Origin of the sequence: Acidovorax sp. LjRoot74 (genome assembly GCF_964254355.1) — a bacterium.
Taxonomy (GTDB): domain Bacteria; phylum Pseudomonadota; class Gammaproteobacteria; order Burkholderiales; family Burkholderiaceae_C; genus Acidovorax.
In genome coordinates this window covers 4959662-4971508 of the sequence record NZ_CAXUTI020000001.1, presented here as the reverse complement: position 1 = coordinate 4971508, position 11847 = coordinate 4959662, and the positions used below count along the sequence as shown (strand labels likewise).

Below are 11847 nucleotides of genomic sequence, written 5' to 3'. Positions count from 1 at the left end.
CATCACTTGAGCAGCGACAGCACGCCCTGCGGGATCTGGTTGGCCTGGGCCACCATGGCCGTACCGGCTTGCTGCAGGATCTGGGCGCGCGACAGGTTGGCCGTTTCTGCCGCAAAGTCGGCGTCCTGGATGCGCGAGCGCGATGCAGACAGGTTTTCGGACGTGATCTGCAGGCTGGCAATGCTGGTTTCAAAGCGCGATTGCAGGGCGCCCAGCTTGGCGCGTTCGCCGTTGATGAAGGCCAGGGCCGAGTCCACCGTCTTGAGCGCGTTGGTAGCGTTGCTGAAGGTGGTCACATCCAGATTGGCCACAGCTTGCAGTGCAGAGCCACCGTCATCCAGCTGGGTTGCTGTAGTGGAGTCAACAGCAAACGACTTCTCCGAGTCCAGGACGATGTAGCCGCCTGTATTCACCATTTCCGCAACCGTGTTGGTACCGAGCGTCCTGGCCGTACCGTTGGAGGCTCCTGCCGCATCGTAGCCCGTGATCGTTACATCGGCGGCGTTTTGAATGGTGGTGTCGCCGATGACGATGTCATTGCCGGTGGCATTGGTCAGGACGATTTGCGTACTGTCTGGGCTCAGCGAAGCATTGATGCCCGTCTTGGCAGCCTGGTCGTTGATGGCAGACACCGCTGCCGACAGGCGGTCAGTGCCCGTAGCGGAGGTCAACGTGAACGATACGGTCACGGCTGCAGCAGACCCGGCATTGTCGCCCTGCAAAGTCAACGAATAGGAACCAGCGGCAGACATGCCGCTCAAGCGCACTTCGGTGCGGGCAGTAGCTGTCACACCGGTGGTGGCCTTCATACCATTGATCTGGTCGGCCGTTGCCTTGGCCGTAGCGTTTGAGCCCGCTGCAATGCTGTTGGTGCCCAGGTAGCCGCTGATGGCAATGGTGCCGGCCGCTACGCCATTGGACGTTGCGCCTGCTGCCACAGTGGCTTGCGCGCCGACGCCCGAGCCGTTCGATGCCACGTTCTGGTTGTTGCCGTATACGCTAGTGCGCAGGTTGGCCGTTGCCGCCACGATGGTCTGGTTGGCGTTGGCGCCCACCTGGAACTGCTGCGTACCAAAGGTGCCGTCCAGCAATTTCTGGCCATTGAACTCGGTGGTTTGCGAAATCCGGTCAAGTTCTGCCACCAATTGGCCGACTTCCTGTTGCAGGGCTTGGCGGTCGCCAGCGCTGTTGGAGGCGTTGGCCGATTGCACTGCCAGTTCACGCACCCGCTGCAGGATGTTACCGGCCGACCCCATGGCGCCTTCTGCCACTTGGGCCAGCGAGATACCGTCGTTCGCATTGCGAACAGCCTGGTTCAAACCCCGGATCTGGCTGGTGAAGCGCTCGGAAATCGCCAGGCCGGCGGCGTCGTCTTTGGCGCTGTTGATGCGCAGGCCCGACGACAGGCGCTGGATGGCTGAGTTGAGCGACATCTGGCTGGTGCCGAGATTGCGCTGCGCGGTCAGCGAGCTGATGTTGGTATTGATGGTTGCTGCCATGGCGAAACTCCTTAACGTCGCAAGACGGATCTGTTTGCCGGTTCAAGCGCACCCGTCCGGCTGTCAATGAGGGAACGATGGGTGAATTGTGGGGATGCCACTTTTGTGTGTTAGCCCGATAAGCGGCCAAAAAGTCCCACAACTTGTGCGTTTGACCCTCAAGTTTTCCGGCGGCTGCCCGAAAACACTCTCAACGGACCGTGAGTGGCCCGCCGTTCACCAGATGGCCTGCAGCTCTGGGAACCCAGGAGGCCAGCGTGGTGCTGGCGCCCCGGCTGGCGGCAACGCCATATTCAGTCAGTTCTTTCAGGAGATTTGCAATGGCATCCACCATCAATACCAACGTGGCTTCGCTGACCGCCCAGCGCAACCTGGGCATGAGCCAGACTTCGCTGAACACGTCCATCCAACGCCTGTCGTCGGGCCTGCGCATCAACAGCGCCAAGGACGACGCTGCGGGCTTGGCCATCTCCGAGCGCTTTTCCAGCCAGATCCGGGGTCTGAACCAAGCGGTTCGTAACGCCAACGACGGTATCTCCCTGGCTCAAACCGCTGAAGGCGCGCTCAAGGCGTCCGGCGACATCCTGCAGCGTGTGCGTGAGCTGGCCGTTCAATCGGCCAACGCCTCCAACAGTGCAGGCGACCGCCAAGCCCTGCAACAGGAAGTGGGTCAGCTGGTTTCCGAACTGGACCGTATCTCCCAAACCACGGAATTCAACGGCCAGAAGCTGCTGGACGGCACCTTTGGTACGCAGCAGTTCCAGGTGGGCGCCAACGCCAACCAGACCATCGTGGCGGCCACGGCCAACCTGCGCACTGGCGTGTACGGCAACAACCAGAACGTGGCATCCAACGGCTCGGGCATTGGCGCGCAAGCCACGGTGGCAGCGGGCGCAACGTCCAATGGCGTAGCGGCCGGCACCATTGCCATCAGCGGCTACCTGGGCACCAACAGCATTGCAGCGGGCTCGAATGCCACGGCCAAGGCAACGGCCGACCAGATCAATGGTATCAAGGCCACCACCGGTGTGACGGCTACTGCCCGCACCGAAGTGCGCTTGGGTGGCATGGCCTCGGCCGGTTCCTATTCGCTGACCTTGCAGGGCGACAATGTCGGGTCTGCTGCAGCCGTGACCGTGTCGTTCACGTTGACCTCCGCTACGGGCACCGACCGCCTGTCGGCAGCGGTGTCTGCCATCAATGATCAGTCTGCCAAGACGGGTATCAATGCTTCGCTGAGCTCGGACGGTACGCAAGTGATTCTGACCAACGCTACCGGCAATGACATTGTGGTGGGTGATACCGCCACTGCCAGTGCTGCCGATGTGACCGTCACCGGCTACGATGCTGCGGGCGCCAGCAATGGCACAGCCCGGACGCTGACGGCCAATACTGCTGCAGAAATGGTGAATACAGGCGGCTACATCGTCCTGGACTCGGAGAAGTCGTTTGCTGTGGACTCCACTACAGCAACCCAGCTGGATGACGGTGGCTCTGCACTGCAAGCTGTGGCCAATCTGGATGTGACCACCTTCAGCAACGCTACCAACGCGCTCAAGACGGTGGACTCTGCCCTGGCCTTCATCAACGGTGAACGCGCCAAGCTCGGTGCTTTGCAATCGCGCTTTGAAACGTCGATCAGCAACCTGCAGGTGACATCCGAAAACCTGTCTGCCTCGCGCAGCCGTATTCTTGACGCCGACTTCGCCGCCGAAACGGCCAACCTGTCGCGCGCCCAGATCCTGCAACAGGCCGGTACGGCGATGGTGGCCCAGGCCAACCAGCTGCCGCAAGGTGTGTTGGCCCTGCTGCGTTAATAGGCAGCGGGCATGGCAGTCAGGGCGTTGCAGCGCCCTGAAGTGGCCCAGGCGGCGGCAGATTTCTGTCGCCGCCCTTTGGCTTTTTGGGACAGCGGGTGCCAGGACCGCTGGATAAGACGGGTTTCCTGGCGTGTTTACGGACGTTCTTGATCGCCGTTCGGCGCCATAATTTCCGTTGAACCAGTTCAGGAGGTTGGTATGGCCACGATTTCATCCCCAGGCGTTGGTACGAACGGATTGGATGTCAAGAACATCATTTCCCAGTTGGTCGCGCTGGAAAAAAAGCCCCTGGATACGCTGAAGCTGCAGGCAGCAACAGTCAACACCAAGATTTCTGCCTTCGGCCAGATCAAGTCGCTGGTGTCCACGCTGCAGGACGCGGCGAGCAAGCTCACCAGCGTGACGGGCTGGAACGGTGTATCCACCACCTCGTCGGACTCCAAATACGTCTCTGCCTCTGCCGTGGGGGGAACCCTGCCCACCACCTTCAGTGTTGAGGTGCAAAGCCTGGCCAAGGCGCAGGCCACTGCGTCGGCAGCCCTTTTGCCCGTGGGAGGGGCGCTGGGTGCGGGTACGCTGCGGCTGGAGCTGGGCAAGTGGAGCGTAGCGCCTTCGTCGTTCACGCCGGGCAGCGGCCAGCCGGTGGATATCGCGATCAGCGCGAGCGACAAGCTTTCTGACGTGGCCAGCAAGATCAATGGCTCCAACGCCGGGGTGACGGCCTCGATCCTGTCGGATGCATCCGGCGAGCGTTTGTTGCTGCGCAGCAAGAGCACCGGTGAGGAGTTCGGCTTCCGGTTGAGCGTGATGGAAGGCGGCGACACCGACCCTCAGAGCGCAGGCAACACCGATGCCACGGGCCTGTCGCGTCTGGTCAATGGCTCCACCGTCACACAGGCGGCTGCCGATGCCAAGGCCACGGTCAACGGGATTGCCGTGTCTTCGGCCACCAACACCTTTGCCTCTACGATCTCGGGCGTGACCTTCAAGGCGGAGCAAATCACCACGGCCCCGATCGAAATCACCGTGGGAAAGGACAACACGGCCATCCAGTCCAACATCGACGGTTTCGTGAAGGCCTACAACGCCATCAACGAACTGCTGCAGGAGGCGACCAAATACGACGCGAAGACCAACTCGGCAGGCTTGCTGCAGGGTGACTCGACCACAGTGGCGCTGCAGAACTCGCTGCGCAGCGCGATCCAGTCGGTCACCTCTGGTGGCGGCGGGTTCCAGCGCCTGGCCGATGTCGGCATCACGCAGCAGTTGGGCGGGAATCTGGCTGTGGACACCACCAAGCTCAACAAGGCGTTGGCCGAGAAACCGGACGACGTGAAGAACCTGTTCCGCAACACGGGCGGTGGCGCGGCCGACGGGATCGCGGTGCAGCTGAAGGCGCTGACCACCAACCTGCTGGCCAATGACGGCTTCTTCAAGTCCAAGGATGCCACCCTGCAGTTGAGCCTCAAGCGCAATGCCCAGGACCAAACCCGCGTGAACGAAAAGGTTGACGCATTTGAAAAACGCATCACGCAGCGCTATAACTCGCTGGACAAGCAGTTGAGCAGCCTGAATGGGTTGAATGCCTACATCTCGCAGCAGGTGGCGGCCTGGAACAAATCGACGGGCTAAACAGAGGCTTCAGTTTTTCTGGCGCTAGCCGATAACTCAAGTAATACCTCGGAAGGATTGTCAGCATGTTCAGCGCCTACAGCCCCCGTGCAGCCAACGCTTATCAGCGCATCAATGTAGAGACCAGCATGCACACGATCGACCAGCACCAGCTGGTCAGCCTGTTGTATGAGGGGGTTCTGAATTCCATCGCCACGGCGCGTGGTTCCATGGCACGGGGCGACGTGCTGGGGAAGGTCAACGCCATTGCCAAGGCGGTCCGCATTCTTGAGGAGGGCCTGAGCACCTCGCTCGACAGGGTGGACGGTGGCGAGTTGGCCGAAAATCTGGGCGCGCTGTACGACTACTGCATGCGACGCCTGATCCTGGCCAATGCCCGCAATGACGATGCGATCATGCAGGAAGTCATGCGCCTGATCGAGCCCGTGGCCCAAGGCTGGAACGACATCAAGAAAACCGGTGCTGCAGCTGCTTCAGCCAACCCGCCCTCCGCCACTGGCCAGCCCATGCTTGTGGAGGCGTAAACCATGTCCCACATGTTGATTGACTATTACAAGGCGATTGAAGACAGCAGCGCCAAGATGCTGGAGGCTGCCCGGCTGAAGGACTGGGACGGTGTGGTGCGCTACGAGGGCGCCTGTGCCGTGCTGATCGAGCAGCTGCGCTTCAAGTCGCAGGAGCACGAGTTGCTGCCCGAGCACCGCCGCGAGAAGACCCGCATCATGCAGCGCATCCTGCGCAACGATGCCCAGATCCGCTGCCTGGCTGAGCCCTGGCTGGCGCAGTTCGAACACCTGTTCGACGGCCAGCCGCAGATGATGCACTGAGGCGTGCGCTGAGCCCCAAAAAAAGCCGGCCTGGAAAGGTCGGCTTTTTTATTGGGGAAAATGGGCTTCTCCGCGCTCCCATCAAGCGTTTTTTGCTATCAAATTAGGAATTCAGTGTGGGCGCTATCACTGGATGCGAGCGCGCGCCCATGTCAGGGATGCCGAGCAAGGGCCGCCCCGCAGCGAGGGCATCGTCCCCTTGTCCCCAGCGCGCAGGGCTGTGAGAGCGAGGGGCGGCGGCGCAGCCGCTCAGTGGGGTGCTGCTGCGTGGGGTGCCGCTGCTATACCTGCATGTTCATGATGTCGGTATAGGCCTGCACCATGCGGTTGCGCACATGCAGCGTGGCCTGAAAGCCGATCTGGGCCTTCTGGATGGCCACCATGGTTTCTTCCAGGCTCACCGAGGGGTTCTCCAGCTGAACCTCCCGTTGCAGTTCGGATGAGCGGTTCTGTGCCGCGCTCACCGACTGCAGGGCGCCTTTGAGGGCGCCGGAAAATCCCACTTCGTTGCCGGTTTCCTGGGGTGCCGCGGCACGGCGCGCCACGCCTGCGCCCGTCAGGGGGGCGGTAGAGCTGGAGATGCGAAGGTCCATGGCGGTATCCGTAGGGAATGGCGGTATGCTGCGTATCCTAGCCACCGCCCTGGCGTCCATCCCCCTGAAATGATGGTCAAACGGGCGGCTTATCCAGCGAACATGGTGGAGGCGTGACCGAATAATCGACACCACGCTAGGTCTGTTGCCGGACCTGCTTTACTGGAAAAGCAAGATGTCTGCTGTTGCTGAAGTCCCTCTCAATCCGCTCCCGCCGCCCGCCAGTCCCAACTGGCTGCAGCGGCTGTCCGCCCTCGACCGGGCGCAGCGCATGCGGCTGGGCGTGGGCGTGGCGCTGCTGGTCGCTGCTGCCGTGGCTGCCATTGTCATGGGGCGCCAGCCCGACTACCGGGTGCTGTTCGCCAACCTGAACGACAAGGATGGCGGCGCCATCGTGGCCCAGCTGTCGCAGATGAATGTGCCCTACAAACACTCCGAAGGGGGCGGTGCCATCCTGATTCCGGCAGACCGGGTGCACGACGTGCGCCTGCGCCTGGCCACCCAGGGACTGCCCAAGGGCTCGGTGGCTGGTTTCGAACTGATGGAATCCAGCAAGTTCGGGATGACGCAGTTTCAGGAGCGCCTGAACTTCCAGCGTGGCCTGGAGGGCGAGCTGACCCGCTCCATCCAGGCGCTGTCGTCGGTACAAGGTGCGCGCGTGCACTTGGCGCTGCCCAACCAGAACGGGTTCTTCCGCGAGCAGCAAAAGCCCTCGGCATCGGTGCTGGTGAGCCTGCACCCCGGCCGCATCCTGGACCGTGCCCAGCTGGCTGGCATCGTGCATTTGGTGGCTTCCAGCGTGCCAGAGTTGTCTCCCTCGGCCGTCAGCGTGCTGGACGACACGGGCAAGCTGCTGTCGCAGACGCCCGATACCGCCGCCGGGGCCGAAGTGAATGCGCAGCAGCTGCTGTATGTGCAGCAGATCGAGCAGCAGTACACCCGCCGCATCATGGACATCCTTGAGCCCGTGGTGGGCCGGGACAACGTCAAGGCCCAGGTCACGGCCGAAGTGGATTTCACGCAGACAGAGTCCACCTCCGAGCAGTTCCGCCCCAACCAGACGCCCGACTCCAGCGCGGTGCGCAGCCAGCAGGTGCTGGAGAGCCGGGGCAGCTCCAGCAAGACCGCCACGGGTGTGCCCGGCGCGGTGGCCAACCAGCCACCCGCACCTTCGACCGCCCCCATCAATGGCGCGAACCCCGCCCCCAATGCCGGCGGCCAGCAGGGCACGGAAGAGCAGACGAACAAGCGCGAGTCCACCACCAACTACGAAGTGGACAAGACCGTTCGCGTCACGCGCGGCAGCACAGGCGCCGTCAAGCGCCTGAGCGCGGCCGTGGTGGTGAACTACCAGTCTGGCGAGGACAAGGGCAAGCCGATCACCAAGGCGCTCACGCCCGAACAGATCGAGCAGATGACGGCCCTGGTGCGCGAGACCATTGGCTTCAACAAGGATCGGGGGGACTCGGTCAACCTCATGAACACGCCGTTCCAGGTGGCTGCGGTGCCTTCCACTGACGTTCCGCTGTGGAAGCAGCCTGAGGTCGTCGATCTGGCCAAGACCTTTGCGTGGCCGGTGGGTGCGGTGCTGTTTGCTGCGCTGGTGCTGCTGGGCCTGGTGCGGCCCGCACTCAAGGCGCCTGCACCAGCCAAGGCCAGCGCCGCACCGGTGCCCGGTGGCCAGCTCGATGCCCTGGAGGCCGACACGCCCGAGCGCCCCGCGCTGCCCGCACCGTCCAGGAAGGACGAAGCGGTGCCCGCGACCCCCGAGCAACTGCGCCTGGAAGACGCGCGCGTGCTTGCCAAGGAGAATCCGGTCGCTGTGGCGAACATTCTCAAGACCTGGCTCAACGGCGACGCCGCCGCCTAGCCACCGATTGCACGGACTCCCACCATGGACGACCAAGGCCTTCACGATGCCGCCATCATGCTGATGTCCCTCGGCGAAGAGGAGGCGGCCGAAGTATTCAAGCATTTCTCGCCCAAGGAAGTGCAGAAGCTGGGCGAAACCATTGCGCGCATGCGCTCGGTCTCGCGCGAGAAGGTGGACGAGGTCATCAACAAGTTCTCGAACGCTGCAGCCGCACAAAGCCTGCTGGTGTCCGACACGGGCAACTATGTGCGGGCTGTGCTCAAGCGCGCCCTGGGGGACGACAAGGCAGGGTTGCTGATCGACCGCATCCTGCAAGGGGGCGATGTTTCGGGTATCGAGAGCCTCAAGTGGATGGACCCTCTGTCGGTGGCTGAGCTGCTGCGCAACGAGCATCCGCAGATCGTGGCCGCCATCCTGGTGCACCTGGACAGCGACCAGGCCTCGGGCATCCTGATGCATCTGACAGACCGCCAGCGCAGTGAAATCCTGCTGCGCGTTGCCACGCTGGAAGGCATCCAGCCCACGGCCCTCAAGGACCTCAACGAGGTGCTCTTCAAGGTGCTGGCGGGCGGCGACAAGATCCGCAAAAGCTCGCTCGGGGGCGTCAAGGCCGCCGCCGAAATCATCAACCTGCTGGGCGGCAACATGGACGCCGTGGTGCTCGAATCCATCCGGGGCTACGACCCGGACCTGGCCCAGAAGATCATGGACAAGATGTTCGTGTTCGAGGATGTGCTCAAGCTCGACAACGCCGCCATCCAGTCGGTGCTCAAGGAAGTGGCGTCCGAGACCCTCATCGTGGCGCTCAAGGGTGCTGTGCCCGAGCTGCGCGAGAAGTTCCTGTCCAACATGTCCTCGCGTGCCGCCGAAGCGCTGCGCGAAGACCTGGAATCCCGTGGCCCGATGCGGCTGTCCGAAGTGGAAGCGCAGCAGAAGGAAATTCTCAAGACGATCCGGCGCCTGTCCGATGAAGGCCAGATCGTGATCGGAGGCGGCGGTGATGATGCCTTCGTCTAACAACCAGCGGTCGTACTCGCGCTTCATTCCCAGCGAGGAAGTGGGCGACTTCAAGGCGTGGAAGTTCAGCGCGGTGGACGGCTCGGACCTCGTGGAGCCCGTGCCGGAGCCGGTGGCGGAAATCCCGGTCGAGGTTGATGAAGTCGCGCTGCAGGCGCAGCAGGAACTGCTGCAGCAAGCCAGCGACGACGCCTATGCCGAGGGTTTTGCCCAGGGCCAGGCGCAGACCGCGCTGGAGTGGCAGCGCCGCATGGACGACTACATCGCCCAGCAGGGGCAGGAGGCCGCGCAGCGTCTGCAGGGGGTGTTGCAGACATTGGACGCCAGCCTGATCGACATGCAGCAACAGATGGCCCAGCAGCTGCTGGAACTGGCGTGCGACATTGCGCGTCAGGTGGTGCGCCAGGAGCTGTCCGTCAACCCCAACGCCTTGCAACCTGTGGTGCGCGAAGCCGTGGGCATGCTGGTGACCGAGGGGCGGCCAGCCACGGTGCGTCTCAATCCGCTCGACATGGGAGCCGTGGCACAACCGCTGCGCGAGGAGCTGGATGGGCCGGGGGTGCAGTGGATTGCGGATGGGGCCGTGCCCGCAGGCGGTTGCCTGGTGGAGTCTGCAGGCACGGTGGTGGATGGCAGCCTGGACAAACGCTGGCAGCGTGCCATTGCTGCCCTGGGCCTGCAGTCGCCCTGGGACGAGGGAGAAGGCGATGAGCGCTGAGGCTCCCTCTGCCTGGACGCGCTTCATGGACGACGCGCGTGAGCGCGTAGCCGAAGGGGCGCCGCTGGAAACGCGTGGCACGCTTACCCGCCTGACGGGCCTGGTACTAGAGGCCGTGGGCATCAAGGTGCCGGTGGGATCCCAGTGCATGGTGCAGATGCCGGGCCGGGAGCCGGTGCTGGCCGAGGTGGTGGGTTTTTCCGCCGACCGTGCGTTTTTGATGCCAGCGGGTGACATCCACGGCCTGTCGAGTGGTGCCCGTGTGTTTCCGGCCGCGCCCTACATTCCTATCCCCCGCCTGGGCGAGCCGCCCCGGCCTGTGCAGCGTGCGGGCGTGCTGCGCCTGCCCATGGGCGACGGGTTGCTGGGGCGCGTGGTGGATGCCCAGGGCCTGCCCCTGGACCATGGCGGCCCGGTGCAGGACGTGGTGGCCGAGCCCATGGGGCGCCGACAGATCAATGCCATGGACCGTGACCCGGTGCGCGAGCCGCTGGACACGGGCGTGCGAGCCATCAACGCCCTCTTGACCGTGGGGCGTGGCCAGCGTCTGGGCCTGTTTGCAGGCTCCGGGGTGGGCAAGAGCGTGCTGCTGGGCATGATGGCCCGCTACACCCGGGCCGACGTCATCGTGGTCGGTCTCATTGGCGAACGGGGCCGCGAGGTCAAGGAGTTCGTGGAAGACATCCTGGGCGCCGAGGGCCGCGCGCGCTCGGTGGTGGTGGCTGCACCTGCGGACGCACCGCCGCTGCTGCGCATGCAGGGCGCGGCTTATGCCACGGCCGTGGCCGAACATTTCCGCGACAAGGGGCAGCATGTGCTGCTGCTCATGGATTCGCTCACCCGCTATGCCATGGCCCAGCGCGAAATCGCTCTGGCCATTGGCGAGCCGCCCGCCACCAAGGGCTACCCCCCGTCGTGTTTTGCCAAGCTGCCCGCTCTGGTGGAGCGCAGCGGCAATGGCCTGCACGGCGTGGGGTCCATCACCGCTTTCTACACCGTGCTGTCGGAAGGTGACGACCAGCAGGACCCCATTGCCGATGCGGCGCGCGCCATCCTGGATGGGCACATCGTGCTGTCGCGGGCACTGGCCGAGACGGGGCACTTCCCGGCCATCGATATTGAGCAATCGGCCTCCCGGGTGATGCATAACGTGGTGTCGCGCGGGCACTTTGACCTGGCACGCAACTTCCGCGCCGTGTACTCGCGCTACCAGAAGAGCCGGGACCTGGTGCAGGTGGGTGCCTACATGAGTGGCTCGGACCCTGCGCTGGACGAGGCCATCCGCCTGCAGCCGCAGATGGCGGGCTTTTTGCAGCAGGACATGTTCGAGGCGGCCTCCATGGACCAGAGCGTGACGGCCATGGCCTCGGTGCTGGACCGCTGACCGCCACGGGTAACCCGCCATGTCCAGCCTGAACTCCCTCGCCGTTGCCGTGGATGTGGCTTCCCGCAAACGGGATGCCGCACGCAAGGTGCTGCAGGACGCACTGGCTGCGCAGCAGGCGGCGCGTGCGCAACTCGACCAGCTGGAAGACTACGCCCGCGAAACCGAGTCCCGCTGGGGGGTGAAGGCCGACACCGCCATGCAACCCGAAGTGATGTACCACCACTACCAGTTCATGAACCGCCTGGGCCATGCGGCCAGCATTCAGACGGGGGTGGTCAGCGACCAGGCGGGGCGGGTGGAGAGTGCCCAGCGCGCGTTGCTTGAGGCGGAGTTGCGCCTCACCAGCCTGCGCAAGGTGGTGGACAAGCGGCGCCACGACCTGGAGCTGCAGCAAATGCGCAGAGACCAGAAACAGACCGATGAACGGGCCGCGCTGCAGTACCGCAGCGCAGGCCAAGGGGCCCAGGGCCAGGAGCATTGA

The 11847-nt window shown here is 63.9% G+C and carries 11 protein-coding genes; 9 read left to right on the top strand and 2 right to left on the bottom strand.

Annotated elements, in window-relative coordinates; genetic code table 11:
- Positions 1-2: 2 nt before the first annotated feature.
- Positions 3-1499 (bottom strand): flagellin, encoded by a 1497-nt coding sequence (locus ACSQ3O_RS23590; RefSeq protein ID WP_436140666.1) that lies wholly within the window; start codon positions 1497-1499, stop codon positions 3-5.
- Between the two features lie 320 nt (positions 1500-1819).
- On the opposite strand from ACSQ3O_RS23590, the gene ACSQ3O_RS23585 reads away from it, so the two are divergent.
- From ACSQ3O_RS23585 to ACSQ3O_RS23570, 4 genes are all read left to right on the top strand, one after another.
- A complete protein-coding gene (locus tag ACSQ3O_RS23585) occupies positions 1820-3316 on the top strand; it encodes a flagellin (protein ID WP_137747666.1) in 1497 nt (498 codons plus the stop codon).
- 201 nt (positions 3317-3517) lie between these two features.
- Positions 3518-4951 (top strand): flagellar filament capping protein FliD, encoded by a 1434-nt coding sequence (fliD, locus tag ACSQ3O_RS23580; protein WP_137747667.1) that lies wholly within the window; start codon positions 3518-3520, stop codon positions 4949-4951.
- Between the two features lie 65 nt (positions 4952-5016).
- On the top strand, positions 5017-5475 hold the full coding sequence (fliS, locus tag ACSQ3O_RS23575; RefSeq protein ID WP_137747668.1) for a flagellar export chaperone FliS: 459 nt from the start codon (positions 5017-5019) through the stop codon (positions 5473-5475).
- 3 nt (positions 5476-5478) lie between these two features.
- Positions 5479-5778: a flagellar protein FliT gene (locus ACSQ3O_RS23570; RefSeq protein ID WP_137747669.1), complete on the top strand. Its 300-nt coding sequence runs from the start codon at positions 5479-5481 to the stop codon at positions 5776-5778.
- A 281-nt stretch (positions 5779-6059) separates the two neighbouring features.
- On the opposite strand, the gene fliE is transcribed toward ACSQ3O_RS23570, so the two are convergent.
- Positions 6060-6371: a flagellar hook-basal body complex protein FliE gene (gene fliE / locus ACSQ3O_RS23565; RefSeq protein WP_137747670.1), complete on the bottom strand. Its 312-nt coding sequence runs from the start codon at positions 6369-6371 to the stop codon at positions 6060-6062.
- Between the two features lie 175 nt (positions 6372-6546).
- Between fliE and fliF the strand changes: the two genes are divergently transcribed.
- Genes fliF through fliJ form a run of 5 tightly spaced genes read left to right on the top strand, consistent with a single transcriptional unit; the run spans position 6547 to position 11847 of the window.
- The gene (fliF, locus tag ACSQ3O_RS23560) at positions 6547-8241 is read left to right on the top strand and encodes a flagellar basal-body MS-ring/collar protein FliF (RefSeq protein ID WP_137747671.1); all 1695 of its coding nucleotides are present in this window, start codon (positions 6547-6549) and stop codon (positions 8239-8241) included.
- Between the two features lie 24 nt (positions 8242-8265).
- Complete coding sequence (fliG, locus tag ACSQ3O_RS23555; RefSeq protein ID WP_094290251.1) at positions 8266-9261, top strand: flagellar motor switch protein FliG; 996 nt, start codon at positions 8266-8268, stop codon at positions 9259-9261.
- Positions 9245-9979: a FliH/SctL family protein gene (locus tag ACSQ3O_RS23550; RefSeq protein ID WP_436140665.1), complete on the top strand. Its 735-nt coding sequence runs from the start codon at positions 9245-9247 to the stop codon at positions 9977-9979. Before fliG ends, ACSQ3O_RS23550 begins: the two co-directional genes overlap by 17 nt.
- The gene (gene fliI / locus ACSQ3O_RS23545; RefSeq protein WP_436140664.1) at positions 9969-11363 is read left to right on the top strand and encodes a flagellar protein export ATPase FliI; all 1395 of its coding nucleotides are present in this window, start codon (positions 9969-9971) and stop codon (positions 11361-11363) included. Before ACSQ3O_RS23550 ends, fliI begins: the two co-directional genes overlap by 11 nt.
- A 19-nt stretch (positions 11364-11382) precedes the next feature.
- Positions 11383-11847, top strand: coding sequence for a flagellar export protein FliJ (gene fliJ / locus ACSQ3O_RS23540; RefSeq protein ID WP_298453080.1), 465 nt, complete (start codon positions 11383-11385; stop codon positions 11845-11847).